This window comes from Pseudomonadota bacterium, from assembly GCA_039028155.1.
Lineage (GTDB): Bacteria > Pseudomonadota > Alphaproteobacteria > SP197 > SP197 > JANQGO01.
This window is the reverse complement of sequence record JBCCIS010000054.1, coordinates 12,248-31,227: the sequence shown is the minus strand read 5'-3', so window position 1 is coordinate 31,227 and position 18,980 is coordinate 12,248. Positions and strand designations below refer to the sequence as shown.

The window sequence follows — 18,980 nt, the reverse complement described above, 5'->3', positions numbered from 1 at the left end:
TGCCCGCCTAAAGCCGCGAGTCGCCGGATTCAGCGTTGCGTTGCAGAGCGGGTACGCTGCTCCCGCAAGGATAGGTCTGTTGACTGCCGGGACGGCCATGTTCTTTCTTTGTTTGTCACGATGATGTCAGGCCTCTGGCGCGACTGATGCTAGCAAACATCCTCTTACTATTTGTTTTAATTGATTGTTTTAGGCTCGTTTTCTGACCTTTTCGTTTTGCCGGAAGCCCACTGACATCGCCGGGTGTCTTGACAATGTCAGCAGAGAATGAGAACAAAAAGGGAATAAACAAGGATCTTGGTAGTTCCAAACGATGCGCGTGGCGCTCCATGACGATGATAAAAAACAGACCCTGGCGGCGCTCAGGGCGTGCCTGGCCGAGGTCGAGACGACGGCCCAGCCGGGGCCGTCGGCCGGGCGCTGGACCTTCGGTGACCGGATGCTCGACGACACGTTTGCCGGTGACATCCTGCTGCGCGACCGTTTGCATGAGGTGAGGCCTGCGGCCTTCGGCGACGGCGGCGCGGCGGCCGGGTTTGCTGTGGCGCTTTGTTTGCGTTTGCAGCGCGCCTGCGGGCCGGGCTTTGTCCTGTGGTGCGACCGTTTCGCCGGCATGCGCCAAGCGGGCGCGCTTTATGGGCCGGGGCTTGTCGACCTGGGCTTTGATCCCGGCCGTCTGATCCATGTCGCGTTGCGCCGTGACATCGACGTCTTCTGGGCGATGGAGGAGGGGTTGAGGAGCCGTGCTCCGGTCGCCGTGGTCGGCGAGGTCGCCGAAGCGGACCTGACCGCGAGCCGGCGCCTGAGCCTCGCCGCCCAGGAAACCGGCATCACGCCGTTTCTGATTCGTGGCACCGCCGATCAAAGCGCCAGCGCGGCCTGGACACGCTGGGCGGTTACCGCGGCGCCCAGCGTGGCGGATCAGTTTGAACCCCGTGCGCCCGGACGCACGCGATGGCAGATCGACTTGTTGCGCTCGCGCGCCGGGGCGCGGCCGCAAAGCTGGACCCTGGAATGGTCGCATGAGACGCATCGTTTCGCTGTGGCTACCGGCCTGGCCGATCGAACGGTGGCGCCGCGCGCTTCAGCGGCGCCGGGCGTTGTCGCGCCCTTCGCCGCCGGCCAGCGCCGGACCGCGTAAGCCCTTTGTCCTGGTCCGCAAACAGGCTCAAGGCTTGCGCCTCTACGCGGTCAACGCGCCGGCCGCCGGCGATGGCCTTACGCCGGGCATGGCGCTCACCGACGCGCGCGCCATCGTGCCGGATCTGGCGAGCGCGCCCGCTGATCTCGCCGCCGACCGGCGCGCGCTCGAAAAGCTCGCGCGCTGGTGCAGCCGTTACAGCCCCTGGGTTGCGGTCGATCTCAGCCATGACGAAGAGCCCGACGGCATCTGGCTCGACACCACCGGCTGCGACCACCTGTTCGGCGGCGAAGCCGCCATGTTGGACGACATGAACGAACGTCTGGCCAAGGCGGATATCACCGCGCGCCTGGGTCTCGCCGCGACGCCGGGCGCAGCCTGGGCCGTCGCGCGCCATGGTGCCGAAGCCATCGTGCAAGGCGATAACAGCAAGGCGGTGTTGGCGCGGCTGCCGGTCGAAGGCCTGCGTCTCTCCCACGACGTCAGCGCCGATCTCCGCCGTTTCGGGCTGCGCCGCATCGGTGATCTCTACGATCTCCCGCGCGACGCGCTCTACCGCCGCTTCGATGCCCGCGACAGCGCGCAGGCGGTGATGCGCCGCCTGGACCAGGCGCTCGGCAAGGTCGAGGAGCCGATCGTGCCCATGGCCATGCCGCCGGTCCTGCGCGTCAGCCGCAACTGCGCCGAGCCGATCTTCGATCTGCCGATCATCGAACGGGCGCTGGCCGAGTTGCTGGAGGATCTGATGCCGTCGCTGGAGGAACGCCAGCAGGGCGCGCGCACGCTCGTCTTCACCGCCTACCGGGTCGACGGCACGGCCTTCCCGCTGACCGTCGCGACCTCGGTGCCGAGCCGCGACACCCGTCATTTCCAGCGTCTCTTCGCCGAACGTCTGGAAGAGATCGATCCCGGCTTCGGCATCGACCTTCTGGTGCTTGGCGCCGCCCGTGTGGAGGCCATGACGCCGCGCCAGAAGGTCTGGGCGACGAGCGGTCAGGCCCTGCCGGAACGTCAATCCCTGGCACCCCTGATCGACCGGCTGATCAACCGCTTTGGGCCGGAACGGGTGCTGTGGCGCGAGCCCCATGAAAGCCATATCCCCGAGCGCGCCGAGCGGCGCCGGTCCGCCTTGGCCGGGCCGCCATGTGAGACCGTGGTCTGGCAGACGAACCGGCCGCCGCGCCCCTTACGCCTGTTCGACCAGCCCGAAAGCGTCGAGGTCATGGCCGAGGTGACGGACGGCCCGCCGATCCGTTTCCGCTGGCGCCGCCAGATCCACGACGTCAAACGCGCCGAGGGACCGGAACGCATCGGGCCGGAATGGTGGGCGAAGAACGAGCCCGGCGCGCGCGGCACCCGCGACTATTTCCGCGTCGAGGACGAGACCGGCCGGCGCTTCTGGCTCTACCGCGACGGTCTTTATGAAGGCGAAGCGCGGGACGGGCCGCCGCGCTGGTATGTCCACGGGCTGTTTGCCTGAGGCCGCCCATGGACTACGCCGAACTTCAGGTCACCAGCAACTTCTCCTTCCTGCGCGGCGCCTCGCACCCGGAGGAACTGGTGGTGCGCGCCAAGGAACTGGGCATGACGGCCATCGCGGTCACCGACCGCAACACGCTGGCCGGTGTCGTGCGCGCTCATACCGCGGCCAAGAAACACAACATGCGGTTCGTCGTTGGCTGCCGCCTCGATCTGATGGATGAGACGGCGCTGCTCTGTTACCCGACCGACCGCGCGGCCTATGGCCGGCTTTGCCGCCTGTTGAGCCTGGGCAAGACCCGCGCGCCGAAGGGCGAGTGCCATCTGACCCTGGAGGATGTCGTCGCTCACGCGGAAGGCCAGATCTTCATGATCGTGCCGCCGGAAAGCTGGTCCCAGGAGGATTTCATTGCGCAGGCGCGGGATATCGCCGAGCGGCTTGGCGAGCCCTGTTATCTCACCGCCAGCAAACTCTATCGCGGTGATGACCGGGCGAGGATCGCGCGCCTGACCCAGGTGGCCGAGGCTGCCGGCACGCCCTTGGTGGCGACTGGCGACATCCACTACCACGTGCCGCGTCGCCGGCCCTTGCAGGATGTCGTCACCTGCATCCGCGAGGGCTGTCGCATCTACGATGCCGGTCACCGGCTGCACGCCAATGCCGAACGGCACTTGAAGGCGCCGGAGGAAGTGGCGCGCCTGTTCGGCCTGTGGCCCGACGCGCTGGCGCGCACTCATGAGATCGTCGCGCGCTGCACCTTTTCCCTCGACGAACTGCGCTACAACTATCCCGACGAACCGGTGCCGGCCGGCAAGACGCCGCAAGCTCATCTGGAAGACCTCACCTGGAAGGGGGCGGCCACGCGTTATCCCGACGGCGTGCCCGACAAGATACGCGCGACCCTGGAAAAGGAACTGGCGCTGATCGACCAACTCGACTACGCGCCCTATTTCCTCACCGTCTATGACATCGTCTATTGGGCGCGCAGCCAGGAGATTCTGTGCCAGGGCAGGGGATCGGCGGCCAACTCGGCGGTCTGCTATTGCCTCTTCATCACCTCGGTCAATCCGGACGAGGTCGACCTGTTGTTCGAGCGCTTCATCTCGGCCTCGCGCAACGAACCGCCGGATATCGATGTCGACTTCGAGCACGAGCGGCGCGAGGAGGTGATGCAGTACATCTATGAGCGCTACGGGCGCCAGCGCGCCGGTATCGCCGCGACCGTCATCAGCTATCGCGCCAGGAGTGCGATCCGCGAGGTGACGAAGGTGATGGGGCTCACCGAGGACGTGCAGAACGCGCTCGCCAGCACGATCTGGGGCTGGTCCGATGACGGTATTCCCGACGAGCATGTGCGCGAGGCCGGCCTGAACCCGGCCGACCCGACCCTGAAACGCGCCATCGCGCTCGCCACCGAGCTCACCGGGTTCCCGCGCCACCTTTCCCAGCATGTCGGCGGCTTCGTCCTGACCCAGGACCCGCTCAGCGAGGTCGTGCCGATCGGCAACGCGGCCATGAAGGACCGCACCTTCGTCGAATGGGACAAGGACGATTTGAGCGCGCTCAACATCCTGAAGATCGATGTGCTGGCGCTCGGCATGCTGACCTGCATCCGCAAGTGTTTCGACCTGATGGCGCGGCATCGCGGCGTCGACCGTAACCTCGCCAGCTACTTTCCGATGGACGACATCGCGACCTACGACATGCTGTGCCGGGCCGATTCCCTCGGCGTCTTCCAGGTCGAGAGCCGGGCCCAGATGAACATGCTGCCGCGCTTGAAACCGCGCATCTTCTACGATCTCGTGATCGAGGTCGCGATCGTCCGGCCCGGGCCGATCCAGGGCGATATGGTGCATCCTTACCTGCGCCGGCGCGACGGCATCGAAGAGGTGACGTACCCCGCGCCCGATCCCGCCCACGGTGACGCCAACGAGCTGCGCCGCGTGCTCGGCAAGACCATGGGCGTGCCGATCTTCCAGGAACAGGCCATGCGCATCGCCATCGACGCCGCCAAGTTCACCGGCGACGAAGCCAACGAATTGCGTCACGCCATGGCGACCTTCCGACGGCGCGGCACCATCGAGACGCTGGAAGAAAAGATGATCGGGCGCATGATCGAGCGCGGTTACGAGCCCGAATTCGCCCAGCGCTGTTTCGATCAGATCAAGGGGTTCGGCGAATACGGTTTCCCGGAAAGCCACGCCGCAAGTTTCGCGTTGCTCGTCTATGTCTCCTCCTGGATCAAATGCCACGAGCCCGCCGTCTTCTGCTGCGGCCTCTTGAACGCGCAGCCCATGGGGTTCTACGCACCCGCCCAGATCGTGCGCGACGCGCGCGAGCATGGTGTCGGGGTGCGCCATGTCGATATCAACAAGAGCGACTGGGACAACACGATCGAGCCGTGCCCGGACTCAAAAGGCGGCCTTGCCGTGCGCCTGGGCTTCCGCCAGATCAAGGGCATGAACGAAGAAGCCGCGCTAAAGATCATGGAAGCGCGTGGCTCGGGCTACGCGGATGTCGACGAACTGCATGCGCGCGCCGGCGTGCCGCGTTCCGTGCTGGAGCGCCTGGCCGCCGCCGATGCCTTCGGCTCGCTCAAGATCGACCGGCGCCAGGCGCTGTGGCGGGTCAAGGCGCTGCCCGACACGGTGGCGCTGCCGCTGTTCCTGGCCGCTGACACCCGCGATGCCGGGCCGGAAACCGAGGTGGCCTTGCCGGCGATGGCGCTTTCCGAACACGTGGTCGACGATTACCAGAGCCTGCGGCTGTCCCTGAAGGCCCATCCGCTCGCCTTCCTGCGCGAGGATTTCGCCCGGCGCGGTGTGATACCGACCACCGATCTCAGAGAGCTCAAGAACGGCGCGCGGGTGATGGTGGCGGGCATCATCATCGTGCGCCAGCGCCCGGGCAGCGCCAAGGGCGTCGTCTTCATGACCATGGAGGACGAGGCCGGCATCGCCAACGCGGTGGTCTGGCCGAAGGTAAAGGAGACGTACCGCAAGGTCGTGATGGGCAGTCGTCTGGTCATGGTGAAGGGCCGCATCCAGCGCCACGAGGACATCATCCACGTGGTCGCCGATCACCTGGAAGACTGGTCGGTCGAGCTGCTGCGCCTGTCGGAGCAGGGTATCGATCTGAAACCGGCGCTCGCCCATGCCGACGAGGTCAGGCGGCCGGGCAAGGATCCCTATCAGACCGAACTGCCGCCGCCGCCGGCCTATCAGATCCCCAAGACAAGAAAATCGGATGCCGCGCGCCTGCCGCACTTTACGCCGGGCCGCCACCCCCGCTTGCTGCGCGACCTCGTGCCGAAGTCACGCGACTTTCATTAGGGTGTGCTCCCGCGCGCGTCGCCTTCGCGGTCAATCCTGCTGCCGATAAACAACACGACCACGAGGAGGCCGCAGGCCGCCAGGATCGTGTCTAGTCTGAACGCGGTGTTGATGCCCTGATCCAGGCTGGACGCGGAGACCACCAGCGCGGTGTTGAGGCCCAGACCGATGGCGCCGCCGGCGACCTGGAACATGTAGATGGTCGCGCCGGCCAGGCTCGACCGGGACGGGTCAAGCGCGGTGATGGCGGTCGTTGTGATCGAGGCATAGAACAACCCTGATCCGACGCCCAGAACCAGCAGTCCCGGCACGAGATCAAGGAACGTCGTCCCGGGCGCCAGCCACGACAGCAGAAAGATACCGCCGCCCAGACACGCCACCGCGGTGGCCAGGGTGAACTTTGCGCCGAGCCGCTCATAAAGTGGCCCGGCAGCCAGCGGTACAAGCGCGGAGGTCGCCATCATCGGCAGCATCCCGAAGCCGGCCTGCATAGCCGAATAGCCCAACTTCTCGGTCATGAACTGGGGCATATAGACCAGGGCCGCGAAGAAGATCGCCGAAAGCAGCAGTGTCGTTATGCCGGTCGCGATGAAGGTGCGGTTGGTGCGCACGTCCTTTGGCATCAGAGCTTCCGGACCAGCGCGCTTTTCGACCCAGGCGAAAGCCGCGAGAGCAACCGCGGCGAAAACGAAGAGGCCGAGAACGGGTGCGGAGAGCCAGCCGAAATCGGTTGCGATGTCGAGCGACAGCAGCAGCGCGAACAGGCCAAGCGAGAGCGTCGCCACGCCGGCATAGTCGACCTTCTCCTCGATCGCCTCCGGCTTGTCGGACGCCACCACGATCCAGGTGATCAGGACCGCCGCCGCGCCCACGGGAAGGTTGACGAAGAAGATCCAACGCCAACTCAGGAGATCAGTTAGCGTGCCGCCCAGAAGCGGTCCCACCGCGTTGCCGAAGCCGACCGCTGCCATGATCATGCCGCCGGCCAGCGCGGCGCGGTTGGCGGGCACCAGCGCATAGGTCATGCCCAGAATGGCGGGCCAGGTCAGCGCTGCGCCGACCGCCATCAAACAACGGGCCACGAGAAGAACCCAGACGTTCCAGGCAAGCCCGCCCAGGGCGGAGAAGAGACAGAAGATGGCTATGCCGATAAACATGATGCGGCGGCGGCCGAACATGTCGGCGAGGCGCCCGCCGGTAACGATGAACATGCCGAATACCAGCGCGTAGCCGCTGATGACCCATTGCACCGTGGTCACGTCGGAGCCGAAATCGGACTCCATGGCCGGCAGCGCCACGGAGAGCGCGGTGAAATCAATTGCGATGACGAGAATGGAGAGGCCCATCGCCACCAGGCCGACCATCTCCGGCTTTGTGAGTGGCGCCTCACGCTGTGTCATCTCGTGCCCCCTCCAGCACCCTGTGAGGACCAGATCTAGCACAAAGATGCGCACAGCCCACCCGTCAAACGTCCGGCGATCACTTGCCGGTGGCGTGGTCCGTCATCCGTTCGCGAAGCACGACGCGGCTTCAAGGGCGAGGCCTTTGGCGACACTGCCAAAGACATCGCCCGCGACAAGCCGTGTGTCGGGTATGGCTTCGGTGATCGCCTGTTGCAGGGAAGGCATGCGGGTGGCGCCACCTGTCAGGAACACCGCAGATACCGCGTCCGGTTCGACGTCGGCCAGGCGCAACACATCACCGATGCGCGCGCCGATACGCTCGAGACTGCCGGCAATGGCCATCTCCAGCTCGGCCCGGTCGATCTCCAGACAGATGTCATCGGCAAGCCTGGCGAGGTCGAACGTTGTGCGATTGGCTTGCGACAGCGCAATCTTGGCCGTCTCGACACCCGCCAAGAGCTCGTGACCCTTGCGCTTCTCAAGCACGGCCAAGAGCCGCCTGATCTTCTCAGGCTCCGCGGACTCTCGCAACAAGCCACGGATCTCCGTCAGCAGTTTCGGGTCGTAGAGGAAATTGATGCGGTGCCAGGTCGCGAGGTCGTGGAAGTACCAGGACGGCGCAACGAGGCCGGCGTGACGAAGTCGGCTGCGCAGCCCCAGCGCCGGCATCACGCGCGACAGCGCCAACTCCTTGTCAAAATCGGTGCCGCCGATACGTATGCCGGCGAAGCCCAGAATGTCCTGGCGCCGGTCCCGTGATCGCGCACGTTCTGGCGAGACCCGCACGACAGAGAAGTCGGACGTGCCGCCACCGATGTCGGCGACAAAGGCGATCTGCTCGCTGTCGATGCTCTGTTCGTAGTCAAGCGCCGCGGCAATTGGTTCGAACTGAAAGACAATCTCGTCAAACCCCGCGGCCCGGGCGGCTGCTTCAAGCTGGCGCTGGGCTTCGGCGTCGGCTTCGGCATCGTTATCGACAAAGAAGGCCGGGCGCCCGAGCACGGCATGTGTCGGTAGTTCACCGAGGTGTTCACCGGCGGCCGTGCGCAGGAATCCGAGATAAGTCGTAATGATCTCGTCAAACCCGTAGCGTCGGCGCTTGATCTGCGTTGTCTCCGCGAACAATTCGGTGCCGAGCAGGCTCTTTATCGCGCGCATATAGCGGCCGGTCTCGTGCGCAAAATACCGCTCTAGCGCTGCGTGGCCGAAGGTCGTGGAGTCGTCGTCGAAACTGAAGAAGAGCGCTGTCGGCACCGATGTCGCGCCGTCCTGGATGGGCAGAAGGTGGTGTTGACCAGCGTGACAGACGCCGATGGAGGAGTTCGAGGTGCCGAAGTCAATGCCGCATGCAAGGGTCATGTCCTGTGCTCCCTTTATCGTTTCCAACGATGGCGAGGGCGCGGACTCTCGACAGATTTGGGCCCTTCACAAGTCTGCAATTTGGCCTTAGAATCCGGCGCATCCGGAAAACTGAAAACGACTTGGTGGGCGCGGCCGAACGTGAGTCCGACGTCGCGCCGCGGTCAGCACTGATCTGACTCAATCGATAGTCATGGCGAAAAACATGGCGGCAACAGTGGCGCCATGCAGCGCAGGCGCTATCGGTCTTGCCGCGCTACAAGCGGGCAAACACCACAACTACCATCAAGCCGGCCGTGGTGTTCAGTCCGTCGTCGCGACCCATTCAGGGTCTTCCTGTGTCTCACGCTCGAACGTCAGGAAGTCGTAGTAGCCGCAGCGGCCCTTGCCGGGAAACTCGCGACAGATCGCGGGTCGTCCCTCATAGATCGTGCAGCCGCGTGTCTCCTGGTCAAGAAACATGCAGATCGACGTGAAATGCTCGTCAATCTGATGGCGCAGGATCCGCTCGCCGGGTTCCTCGCCCTTTTTGGTGAATTTCTTCCTCGCTTCCTGGGTCGACAGACCGTGGTGCTTAGCCAGGCGCTTGATGTCCTTGTCCGTGACGATGATGCGTGCGTACGAACAACAGTAAGCCGGACACTTGTTGCAGTTGTACTTACATCCCATGACCACACTCTCCGCGAAAACACGATGCCCGGCGCGGGGCGGTTATGCGGTGTGCACACTGCTTGACCGCAAAAGAAGTTGCGAGTGTTTTTTGCAAAGCTGTCCCCAACGTGTCGCTGTTTGTGACCGATTGATCGGTTATCTTTCGGCTGAATTTGGATGTTGGCGACATTCGACGGGTGTTGTCTCGGCACTGTTGCCCGGTGCGATCGCAACACACATATGGGGGAAAGATGGCAAATTGCGAACCGCGCTTTGACATCAGCGAGTATGCCGAGCGGCTGGCGAAGGTTCGCGGCGCGATGGAAGGCGCCGGCGTCGAACTCCTCATTGTCACCGACCCATCGAACATGGCGTGGTTGACCGGCTATGACGGCTGGTCGTTCTACGTCCATCAATGCGTTCTGGTGCCGGGCGACGGCTTACCCATCTGGTACGGTCGCGGCATGGACGGTCAGGGCGCCAAGCGGACCGTCTACATGGATGACGATCACATCATCGGCTATCCCGACAACTATGTTCAGTCGACCGAGCGTCACCCGATGGATCATCTGTCCGTGATCATCGAGGACAATGGCTGGAGCAAGGTGGCCATCGGTGTTGAGATGGACAACTACTACTTCTCCGCGGCGTGTTTCCGGTCGTTAAACAAAAACCTAGCGAACGCGACCTTCGTCGATGCGACCGGCTTGGTGAACTGGCAGCGCGCGGTCAAGTCGAAGACCGAGCTTGCCTATATGAAGATTGCCGCCGGCATCGTTGACGCCATGCATGCGCGCATCCTGGACCGTATGGAGCCCGGCATGCGCAAGAACGATCTGGTCGCCGATATCTACGAGGCCGGCATTCGCGGCGTTGACGGTCACGGCGGTGACTATCCGGCCATCGTTCCGATGCTGCCGACCGGCCCGGATGCCTCCGCGCCCCACTTGACCTGGGATGACAAGCCGTTGGAGGCCGGCGCCGGGACGTTCTTCGAGATCGCCGGCTGCTATCATCGCTACCAATGCCCGCTGTCGCGCACAGTCTATCTTGGCAAACCGCCGCAGGCCTTTCTGGATGCCGAGAAGGCGATGCTGGAGGGTATCGAGGCGGCTCTCCAAGCCGCGCGCACCGGCAACACCTGCGAGATGGTGGAAGCGGCATGGCGCCAGGCGATCGCGCGCCACGGCCTGGAGAAGGAAAGCCGCTGCGGTTACGCCATTGGCCTCAGTTATCCGCCGGATTGGGGTGAGCGAACCATGAGTTTCCGGCCGGGCGACACATCGGAGCTGAAGACCGACATGACCTTTCACTTCATGCCGGCGCTGTGGTTCGACGACTGGGGTATCGAGATCAGCGAGAGCATTCGCATCGACGAAAGTGGCGGCGAACCGCTTTGCCGGACGCCGCGCAGACTCTTCATCAAGAGTTAGGCGTCACCGACTAAAGCATCGCCTTGACAATCTGGCGCGATAGCTCCAGCGGCGCCTCGTCCCAATAGGGCGAAAAGCGGCCGCCATCGTAGCCGGGCGAAAGCCGGCCACGCTGCAGTCGGGCGATCACGCCAAGGTCTTCCTTGTTCAGATCGTGCCAGGTATCGAACACCGCTTGGCGCTGGTTGGCGAACTGCTCGCCCTCGGCCGCTTCACCGACCAGGTAGATGTCGATGCGTTCGCGCGACATGGCGGGTGTCAAGGGCGTGACGATGAAGGTCGCGATGTGGTCGGGGTAAACCTCGAACGCGAAGTTGGGAACCGCGACAAACCACATGCCACGCGATGCAAGGTCCGGCGTCAGGCCCGGAAAGTACGGCAGGCCAACACCGCGTCCCTCTTCGGGCTGGCGAAACTGATAGTAGTTCCACAACACGTGCCCATCGCATTTGGACGGCTCGCGCTCAGCCATGGGCACGAAGCTGTGCAGGCGTGGATGGGCGGCAAACACGTGATAGGGCTCGATGTAGTTCTCAAGTGCCAGCTTCCAATTGCACGCGACGTCGAAGTCGAGCGAGCCGGCGTAATGCGCGGTGTCGATTGCGTAACCGTCGCAGCGTTTGGCGACCGGTGCGATGAAGTCGTCAAAGGGCTCGGCCTGGCCATCCATGTTGATGAAGATCCAGTGGTGCCAGACGGCCGTCGCCACCGGCTTCAGCCCCGGCCCATTCCCATCGGCGCTGACGTCGTGTTTGTCGCCGCCATGAAAGTGGGGCCGGGTTCTAAGCGCGCCCGTCAGGTCATAGGCCCAGGCATGATAGGGGCATGTCAGAAACCTCAGGCCGCATGCCTTTTCTTCCAAAAGCGTCGCGCCGCGATGGCGGCAGACATTGTGAAAGCCGCGCACGTCGCCCTGCTGGTCACGCACCAGCACGACCGGCATGCCACCAACCTCGACCGGCACCGCATCGCCGGTGTCGGGGAGGTCATGGGTGTAGCCGGCAAAACACCAGGTACGGGCGAAGAGCCGCTGGTTCTCCAGGCGCTGCCAAGCGTCGCTGGTGTAGGCGAGGTTCGGTAGCCCGGACGCCTCGGCAAGCGGGAGGTCGAGGCGCCGGAGTGCGTCGTCTCCCAGCATGGCCATAACATCGCCCTCGGCATACAGGCTCTCAAACGGCACACCCATCGCGATCTCTCCGTTCGGCAGGTTTCAACCGCCCCAAGGCTGAACCCGGAACAACAGTTATACGAATTGTAAAAAAATTGGCAATATGTTAACCACGCGATCATGTCGACCTAAGCTCGATTCCCGGCCACTTGCGCTATCCGGTATGATCCCATGAGCAGCTTTGCCCACCTTTTTTCGCCGGTCGACCTGGGCGGTCTGACCATCAAGAACCGGCTCTTCTATCCGCCTCACGGCACCTCGTTGGTGGAGGACGGCAAGGTCGGCGACAGGCTGGTTGCCTATCACGAGGCGCGGGCGAAAGGTGGTGTCGGACTGGTGATTGTGGAGGGCATGTCGATGCATCCCTCGTTCGACAATCCGTCGAAATACATCTCCGGTGGCAACCCGGATGTGGTGCCGGGATTCTCGCGGCTGGCGCGCACGTTGCACGGCTATGACTGCAAGCTCTTCGGGCAGCTTTTTCATCCCGGCGCGTCAAACCGTGCGTCGGCAGACGGATCAAAGCGCGCCGCCTTTGCGCCGTCGGACGTGCCCCATGACCGCTACGGCTTGATCCCGTATCCCGCGCCGGCCGACTGGATCTGGGATGTCATCGAGGCCTTTGGCCGGGCCGGCGGACATATGCGCGAGGCCGGCTTCGACGGTGTCGAGGTGCTGGCCAGCATGGGCTATCTGGTCGCCCAATTTCTCAACCCGCGCACCAACCTGCGCGATGACGAGTTCGGCGGCAGCTTCGACAACCGCATGCGGTTCCTGTTCGAAGTGTTGAAGGCCATTCGCGCACGAACCGATGACGAGACGGTCATCGGTGTGCGCGTCTCCGCCGACGAAATGGCGGAGGAGGGGCTGCACGTCGACGAGACCTTGGAGATCTGCGACGCGCTCGATGCCAGCGGCCTGGTCGATTATGTCAACGTCATTGGTGGCTACTCAGCTTCCGCGGCGGGGTGGCTCCATGTCTTTCCGTCGATGGCGGTGCCGCACGGCTATTGGGCGCCGCAGGCCGCCGCCATCCGCCAGCGCATTTCGAAACCCGTCCTGGTCGGTGGCCGCATCAATCAGCCGCAGATGGCCGAAGAGGTGGTGGCCCAGGGGCAGGCCGACATGGTTGGCATGGTTCGCGCGTTGATTTGCGATCCCGACTTCCCGGTTAAGGCCGAAAAGGGCACGTTCGACAACATTCGCGCCTGCATTGGTTGTAACCAGGCCTGCGTGGGCCACCGGCTTTCCTATTACCCGATCTCCTGCATTCAGCATCCCGAGACCGGGCGCGAGACACAGTTCGCCCACGAGAAATCGCCGGCGAGCGAACCGAAGAAGGTGCTTGTCATCGGTGGTGGTCCAGGTGGCATGAAGGCGGCTGCCACTGCCGCGGAGCGCGGCCACGATGTGACGTTGGTCGAGAAAGATGGCCAACTCGGCGGTCAGGCGCGCCTTGCCCAAATGCTGCCGGGGCGCGAAGAGTTCGGCGGCATCATCACGAACTTCCAGCGTGAGATTGAGCTCGCCGGCGTCAGGGTCGAGCGCAACGTGGAGGCCGATGTGGCATTCGTGCGGGAGCGCGCGCCCGATGCCGTCGTCATCGCAACCGGCGCCGTGCCGCGACGCCCTGAGGTGGAAGGCGCCGACAGCGCCCATGTCGTCGACGCGTGGTCGGTTATCCGTGGCGAGGCGAATGTCGGTGGTTCCGTCGTTATTGCCGACTGGGCGTGCGATTGGATCGGTATCGGTGTCGCCGAGAAGCTCGCGCGGGATGGTTGCCGGGTTCGGCTTGCGGTCAACGGCATTGCGCCTGGCGCGCAGATCAACGAAATCGTCAGGGATGAGGGTATCGGTGATCTGCATAAGCTGGGAGTCGAGGTCATTACCCATGCCGGTTTGTTCGGCGCCGACGACACGAGCGTCTACTTCCAGCACACGATCAACCGCGAGCCCATCATCTGCGAGGACGTCGACACGCTGGTCCTGGCCCAAGGTCATAGCCGGACGGCTGATCTTGTCGGGAGCCTGGCCGCCATCGGCGTGCCCGCCACACTGATCGGCGATGCGCTGAGCCCGCGAACAGCCGAAGAAGCCGTGCTTGAAGGCCTCAAAGCCGCCATGGCGTTATGACGGGAGTTTGACCGCATGGCGAAACCCGAAAAGGCCGATACGAATGCCGAGCAGGCCGACACCATCGCGGAAAGGCTTGGCAACGACATACACGGCCTCAGAAAAGCACGCGGCATGACGCTGGCCGACCTCGCCAAGCGCACGGGTCGCTCGGTCGGGTTTCTCAGCCAGATCGAGAACGGATTGAAGAAACCATCGGTCGGGACGTTACAGAGTATCAGCGACGCGCTTGGCATCACGATCGGCTGGTTCTTCCAGAACGACATGGCCAATGAGGATGGCGAACGCCGCTACATCGTCCGCCACGATCAGCGCCGGCGGCTTTCCTATTCCGGTCTCGCGACGTCCGACTACCTGGGCATGAACGACTACCTGGTCTCGCCGACCTTGGCGGGCCAGCACGCAATGGTGCTCAGCGAATTCGAACCCGGCGCGTCATCGGGCGACGACACCTATGGCCATGAGGGCGAGGAGTCCGGTTTCCTTCTGTCCGGCATTCTTGACATTCAGATCGGCGACGATCTTTATCGTCTGGAGCCCGGCGACAGCTTCCTGTTCCAGAGCCATCTACGACATCGTTATCACAACCCTGGCGATGAGGTTGCCGTTGTCTTGATGACATTGCTGCCCGTCGCCCTGCGCTACGGTCACTCCGTGGACGACGGCGACGCAGATTAAGGCCGCAATATCAAACGTGCGCGCTCAATAGACCTTGGCGCGATAGATTTCCCAGACACCGCTGCGTTCGACACCGCCAGGTTCGCCGTCATCGCCGGGCGTCTTCCAATAGGAATCCATGCTGGTCCAGAACTCATAGCCCAGGCGCTCCATCAGATCCTTCACCCTGGATGAGCTTGGTCCCTGCCTGAACGTGACGATTAGTTTGTCGGCCCCGTATCCAACGATGTGATCGTGCAACACGCGCAGCAGTTTCGTGCCAATTCCCTCGCCGCGATGTTCGAGAGCGACCGCGACGGCCTCAATGACGCCCAGGCGTCCCTTTGAGTCGGCTTCGGCGATGTCAGCGGGCACATCCTTTATCTGATTATCCAGAAAGCCCGCCAGGCCATGTTCGGGCAGCAGACGACCGCTGGCGAAACCGACGACGTGATCGTCCTCGATGGCGACGAGCGCCAGCGTGTCTGGGTTACGCCAGTCGTCACCTGGTCCTTCAAAGAAGCCCTCGCCGAATATGCTGTCGGTCAGGGCCGCAACCTCTTCCTGCTGGGACGAACGATATTCTTCTATGTGCACTTATCAGTCCCCAATCCGTCCACGGCAGTCGGTGCATCTGAACACGATGACGCTGCCTTTGTGAAGGCGGATCATCGCGACCGATTCGCAGTTTCAAGTTGCCGAGCGCATGCCGTCCACTATTATTTGTAGGCGCAATTGCGCCTTGTAACCATAGCTTCAGTCTCTACGTCATATAGGTGGAGGGAGCTAAGCGATGAACGTTAGCAGTATCCTTAAAACAAAGGGCGACCGTGTCGTGACGGCACGGCCGGACTGGACGGTGTCTGAGTTGTCCCGGCAACTGAAGGCCGAACGCATCGGTGCGTTGGTGGTCAGCGAGGATGATAGCCAAATCGCTGGGATTGTCTCAGAGCGTGATATCGTGCGGTGCCTTGCCGAAAAGGGGGCTGCCGCGCTGGACTGCAGGGTTGATGATATCATGCAGGCCGACGTGGTGACGGTGACGCCGGACGTTGCGATCGAAGACGTCATGGCAACGATGACCGGTCATCGCATCCGCCATCTACCGGTGGTCGTCGATGGCAAGCTTGCCGGCATCATCAGCATTGGCGACGTGGTCAAGCATCGGCTGGAAGCGTTGGAGTCCGAAACCGAAGCCATGCGCCACTATATCGCCGGACACTGACCACGACGGCGATGCGCTAGTCCGGTATCTCGCGGGCGGGCGGCACGATCTGACGAGTGGTGTCAGCGGATCCCTGGTGAAACGATTCGATTCGGATCGCCAGGGTCTGATCGGTGCGTGTGTGGGTGGCCTGCAAGATAAGGTACTATCGGGCGAGTGATGAAGGGGATCGCATGACGGAGAATGCCGCCAAGGACTTCGGCGCGATCGAGGCCGACTATGACTTCTTCATCGCGGCAACCGACGAAGCGGAGCGTGGGCTCGACGCGCTCATTCCCTATATCGACGAGGCCGGCCGGGCTGGGGGGTCGATCCGCATGCTGGACTTCGGTTGCGGCGGTGGCGATTTCTCGACCAAGTTCCTGACCCAGGCGGGCTGGTCGCCCGATCGCCTGATGTTGTCGCTCGTCGAACCCGTCGAAAGTCAGCGTCTTCACGCGGCCGAAGACCTGGGTCGTTTCACCGACGCGCCGATCACGCATTGGCCGGCGTTGCCGGACACGGCCGTCGCGCCCTTCGACCTCATCCTGTCGAACCACGTTCTCTATTACGTGCCCGACCTCGAGGTGACGCTGAAGCAGCTCATCGCTGCTCTGGCCCCTGACGGCATGATGTTGTTAGCCCTCGCGGGCCGCACCAACAGCTTGATTCGCTTTTGGGACTATGCGTTCGACGCGATGGGCAAGGCGATCCCCTACCATCTATCTGAAGACTTGGACGTCACGCTCGCCAGGCTCGGCATCGCCCACGAGCGCGAGACCGTCGCGTACACCATGCGGTTTCCGGACACGCGGGAAAACCGGATGAAGATCCTGCGCTTCGCGTTGGCCGACCACCTAAGCGAGCTGCCTCTGGAGCCGCTCCTGGAACTGTTCGACGACTGGGCCAAGGGCGATCTGATCGACACCCACACCGTCTTCATGCACTACATCATCCGCGCCAAGGACCTCTGATCGCGCTCAACGTCAGGACACCGGTGTCATCTCCGGCAGTCCAACGACACCGTCGCGTGCCAGTTCATCAATCTCGGCGTCACCATAGCCCAGACCCGTGAGCAAAGCGCGCGTGTGCTCGCCATAAAGCGCCGCGGGTGCCTTAGGGCCACCCGGCGTCTCGGAGAACTTGACCGGCAGACCCAGCGTCTGGACCAAGCCGGCCGTTGGATGGTCGAGCGAGACGATCATATCGCGGGCCAGCGCCTGCTCGTCCTGGTGCATGGCGGGTATGGTGTTGAGCGGGCCCGCCGGAACGCCGGCGTCATCAAGTGCGCGCAACCACTGCGCCGTCGTGCGCTTGCGAAAGATGTCATCCAGAACGTCGACGAGTTCGGACAGATGGTCCATGCGCGCCTTGTTGGTGCCGAAGAGCGCCTCGTCGCGCAAGCGGTCATCGTCGATCATGTCGACAAAGCGTTGCCATGTCGGGCCGTTCGCCGCGCCCAAGGTGAGCCAGCCGTCCTTGGTCGGAAACGCCTGATAGGGCGCCGACAGCGGATGGCCGCTGCCCAGGGGGCCGGGGACCTCGTCACTGGAGAACGCAATCGCGGAATGCCAGTAGGTATGAATGATGCCTGCCTCGAACAGTGACGTGTCGACCATTTGACCTTCGCCGGTGCGGTCGCGGTGGTGCAGGGCGGCGCACACACCCATGGCCAGAAGGATGCCGGCCGTGGTGTCGGTCATCGGCGGGCCGGGTTTGACCGGCGGGCGGCCATGACCTTCGCCGGTAATGCTCATCAGGCCCGCCATGCCCTGGGTGATCAGGTCGAAACCGGCGCGATCCGCATAGGGTCCGGAACGCCCGAAACCGGACACGGCGCCATAGATCAGACCGGGGTGCTTTTGGTGCAGGCTCTCCCAACCGAACCCCAGGCGGTCCATCACACCGGGGCGGTAGTTCTCCAGCACCACGTCGGCGTCTGCGATCAGCCGGGCGAGGATCTCGCGCGCCGCTTCCTGCTTCAGATTCAACGGCAGGCTTTTCTTGTTGCGGTTGACGATCATATGCGGCGCCGAAACGCCATTGATATGGTAGGGATCGGTATCGGTGCGGGCTTCGTCGGCCTCGAACGGCACCCGCTCGATCTTGATCACCTCCGCGCCCATGTCGGCCAGCATCAACGCACAGACCGGCCCGGCCAGGATATGGGTCAGGTCGATGACCCGGACGCCTTGCAGCGGTCCATAGCCCGAGCCCTTCGTGCCGGAAGACGCCATCAGCTTCCCCTGAACTCAGGCTTTTCCTTCGTGGCGAAGGCTTCCCGGCCGATACGAAAATCGTCGGTCTCGAAGCACAGATAGGCTTCGTCGCGTTCCCCGTCGCTCAGCGGTGTGGGGTCCAAAAGCCGGTTCACGAACTTCTTGTGCCAGCGCGCCGAGAGCGGCGCTTTCTCCGCAATGTTGCGGGCGGTCTGGTAGGTTACCGCCTCGACCTCTTCATCATCGACGACGCGGTTGACCAGGCCCATCTGCAGGACCCTTTTGGCACCGATCATCTCGCCTTCCAACAGGAACTCCAGCGCGCCGGCCGGGCCGACCAGCCGGGCGAGCGCGGCAATCTCGTGGTGGCTATAGGTAATACCCAGTTTGCCGGCCGGCACCGCGAAGCGCGCCGAACGCCCGGCGATCCTGAGATCGCAGTAAGGGATCAGGCCGAGGCTGCCGCCGACGCAATAGCCTTTGATCATGGCGATCACCGGGTGGCGGCAGCTCGCCAGCCCGTCGCCCCAATTGGCGTCGTAGCTGCGCGCCTGATCGGGGTTGGACCGGGCTTCGCTGAATTCCTTGATGTCGGCGCCGACACCAAAGGCGCGGTCGCCGGCACCGCGCAACACGATGCAGCGGATGCCGTCGTCGGCAGAGAGCTCGTGAAACACTTCGGACAAACCACGCGCGGTCACCTGATCGAGCGCGTTGAGCCGCTCGGGTCGGTTGATGGTCACGGTAACGATGGTGTCGTCGCGCGCGACGATCAAACTCTCGGGCACAGACATGGTTCG

The 18,980-nt window shown here is 63.6% G+C and carries 15 protein-coding genes; 8 read left to right on the top strand and 7 right to left on the bottom strand.

Annotation, left to right across the window (positions count from 1 at the left end; genetic code table 11):
* Positions 1-319 precede the first annotated feature (319 nt).
* The 3 genes from AAF563_21145 to AAF563_21135 are packed head-to-tail and all read left to right on the top strand — an operon-like array spanning position 320 to position 5,953.
* Complete coding sequence (locus tag AAF563_21145; GenBank protein ID MEM7123796.1) at positions 320-1,141, top strand: inducible mutagenesis protein A; 822 nt, start codon at positions 320-322, stop codon at positions 1,139-1,141.
* Positions 1,023-2,621, top strand: a complete 1,599-nt coding sequence (locus tag AAF563_21140) for a DNA polymerase Y family protein (protein ID MEM7123795.1) — start codon at positions 1,023-1,025, stop codon at positions 2,619-2,621. The genes AAF563_21145 and AAF563_21140 overlap by 119 nt, the downstream gene beginning before the upstream one ends.
* 8 nt (positions 2,622-2,629) lie before the next feature.
* Positions 2,630-5,953, top strand: coding sequence for an error-prone DNA polymerase (locus AAF563_21135; GenBank protein ID MEM7123794.1), 3,324 nt, complete (start codon positions 2,630-2,632; stop codon positions 5,951-5,953).
* Here the strand turns inward: AAF563_21135 and AAF563_21130 are convergent.
* From AAF563_21130 to AAF563_21120, 3 genes are all read right to left on the bottom strand, one after another.
* Positions 5,950-7,353, bottom strand: coding sequence for an MFS transporter (locus AAF563_21130; GenBank protein ID MEM7123793.1), 1,404 nt, complete (start codon positions 7,351-7,353; stop codon positions 5,950-5,952). The genes AAF563_21135 and AAF563_21130 overlap by 4 nt on opposite strands.
* A 102-nt stretch (positions 7,354-7,455) precedes the next feature.
* Complete coding sequence (locus tag AAF563_21125; GenBank protein MEM7123792.1) at positions 7,456-8,715, bottom strand: Hsp70 family protein; 1,260 nt, start codon at positions 8,713-8,715, stop codon at positions 7,456-7,458.
* A gap of 303 nt (positions 8,716-9,018) precedes the next feature.
* The gene (locus tag AAF563_21120) at positions 9,019-9,384 is read right to left on the bottom strand and encodes a YkgJ family cysteine cluster protein (protein ID MEM7123791.1); all 366 of its coding nucleotides are present in this window, start codon (positions 9,382-9,384) and stop codon (positions 9,019-9,021) included.
* A gap of 233 nt (positions 9,385-9,617) precedes the next feature.
* Between AAF563_21120 and doeA the strand changes: the two genes are divergently transcribed.
* The gene (gene doeA / locus AAF563_21115; GenBank protein MEM7123790.1) at positions 9,618-10,799 is read left to right on the top strand and encodes an ectoine hydrolase DoeA; all 1,182 of its coding nucleotides are present in this window, start codon (positions 9,618-9,620) and stop codon (positions 10,797-10,799) included.
* 10 nt (positions 10,800-10,809) lie between these two features.
* Here doeA and AAF563_21110 read toward each other — a convergent pair whose 3' ends face one another.
* The gene (locus AAF563_21110) at positions 10,810-11,985 is read right to left on the bottom strand and encodes an aromatic ring-hydroxylating dioxygenase subunit alpha (GenBank protein ID MEM7123789.1); all 1,176 of its coding nucleotides are present in this window, start codon (positions 11,983-11,985) and stop codon (positions 10,810-10,812) included.
* 153 nt (positions 11,986-12,138) lie between these two features.
* Here AAF563_21110 and AAF563_21105 point away from each other — a divergent pair, with 153 nt between their 5' ends.
* Both AAF563_21105 and AAF563_21100 read left to right on the top strand, forming a co-directional pair.
* The gene (locus AAF563_21105; GenBank protein MEM7123788.1) at positions 12,139-14,100 is read left to right on the top strand and encodes an FAD-dependent oxidoreductase; all 1,962 of its coding nucleotides are present in this window, start codon (positions 12,139-12,141) and stop codon (positions 14,098-14,100) included.
* A gap of 15 nt (positions 14,101-14,115) precedes the next feature.
* Positions 14,116-14,778: an XRE family transcriptional regulator gene (locus tag AAF563_21100; protein ID MEM7123787.1), complete on the top strand. Its 663-nt coding sequence runs from the start codon at positions 14,116-14,118 to the stop codon at positions 14,776-14,778.
* A 24-nt stretch (positions 14,779-14,802) separates the two neighbouring features.
* Here the strand turns inward: AAF563_21100 and AAF563_21095 are convergent, their stop codons facing one another.
* Positions 14,803-15,354, bottom strand: coding sequence for a GNAT family N-acetyltransferase (locus AAF563_21095; GenBank protein ID MEM7123786.1), 552 nt, complete (start codon positions 15,352-15,354; stop codon positions 14,803-14,805).
* Positions 15,355-15,550: 196 nt separating this feature from the next.
* On the opposite strand from AAF563_21095, the gene AAF563_21090 reads away from it, so the two are divergent.
* Entirely contained in the window at positions 15,551-15,982 is a 432-nt protein-coding gene (locus tag AAF563_21090) for a CBS domain-containing protein (GenBank protein ID MEM7123785.1), read from the top strand.
* A gap of 173 nt (positions 15,983-16,155) precedes the next feature.
* Positions 16,156-16,935 (top strand): class I SAM-dependent methyltransferase, encoded by a 780-nt coding sequence (locus tag AAF563_21085; protein MEM7123784.1) that lies wholly within the window; start codon positions 16,156-16,158, stop codon positions 16,933-16,935.
* Between the two features lie 12 nt (positions 16,936-16,947).
* On the opposite strand, the gene AAF563_21080 is transcribed toward AAF563_21085, so the two are convergent.
* Positions 16,948-18,198: a CoA transferase gene (locus AAF563_21080; protein MEM7123783.1), complete on the bottom strand. Its 1,251-nt coding sequence runs from the start codon at positions 18,196-18,198 to the stop codon at positions 16,948-16,950.
* Positions 18,198-18,974, bottom strand: coding sequence for an enoyl-CoA hydratase-related protein (locus AAF563_21075; protein ID MEM7123782.1), 777 nt, complete (start codon positions 18,972-18,974; stop codon positions 18,198-18,200). Before AAF563_21075 ends, AAF563_21080 begins: the two co-directional genes overlap by 1 nt.
* Positions 18,975-18,980 lie beyond the last annotated feature (6 nt).

Coding starts and splice junctions, on each gene's coding strand:
- AAF563_21140 (MEM7123795.1), top strand. CDS start 1,023: ATGAGACGCATCGTTTCGCTGTGGCTACCGGCCTGGCCGATCGAACGG.
- AAF563_21135 (MEM7123794.1), top strand. CDS start 2,630: ATGGACTACGCCGAACTTCAGGTCACCAGCAACTTCTCCTTCCTGCGC.
- AAF563_21130 (MEM7123793.1), bottom strand. CDS start 7,353: ATGACACAGCGTGAGGCGCCACTCACAAAGCCGGAGATGGTCGGCCTG.
- AAF563_21125 (MEM7123792.1), bottom strand. CDS start 8,715: ATGACCCTTGCATGCGGCATTGACTTCGGCACCTCGAACTCCTCCATC.
- AAF563_21120 (MEM7123791.1), bottom strand. CDS start 9,384: ATGGGATGTAAGTACAACTGCAACAAGTGTCCGGCTTACTGTTGTTCG.
- doeA (MEM7123790.1), top strand. CDS start 9,618: ATGGCAAATTGCGAACCGCGCTTTGACATCAGCGAGTATGCCGAGCGG.
- AAF563_21110 (MEM7123789.1), bottom strand. CDS start 11,985: ATGGGTGTGCCGTTTGAGAGCCTGTATGCCGAGGGCGATGTTATGGCC.
- AAF563_21105 (MEM7123788.1), top strand. CDS start 12,139: ATGAGCAGCTTTGCCCACCTTTTTTCGCCGGTCGACCTGGGCGGTCTG.
- AAF563_21100 (MEM7123787.1), top strand. CDS start 14,116: ATGGCGAAACCCGAAAAGGCCGATACGAATGCCGAGCAGGCCGACACC.
- AAF563_21090 (MEM7123785.1), top strand. CDS start 15,551: ATGAACGTTAGCAGTATCCTTAAAACAAAGGGCGACCGTGTCGTGACG.
- AAF563_21085 (MEM7123784.1), top strand. CDS start 16,156: ATGACGGAGAATGCCGCCAAGGACTTCGGCGCGATCGAGGCCGACTAT.
- AAF563_21080 (MEM7123783.1), bottom strand. CDS start 18,198: ATGGCGTCTTCCGGCACGAAGGGCTCGGGCTATGGACCGCTGCAAGGC.
- AAF563_21075 (MEM7123782.1), bottom strand. CDS start 18,974: ATGTCTGTGCCCGAGAGTTTGATCGTCGCGCGCGACGACACCATCGTT.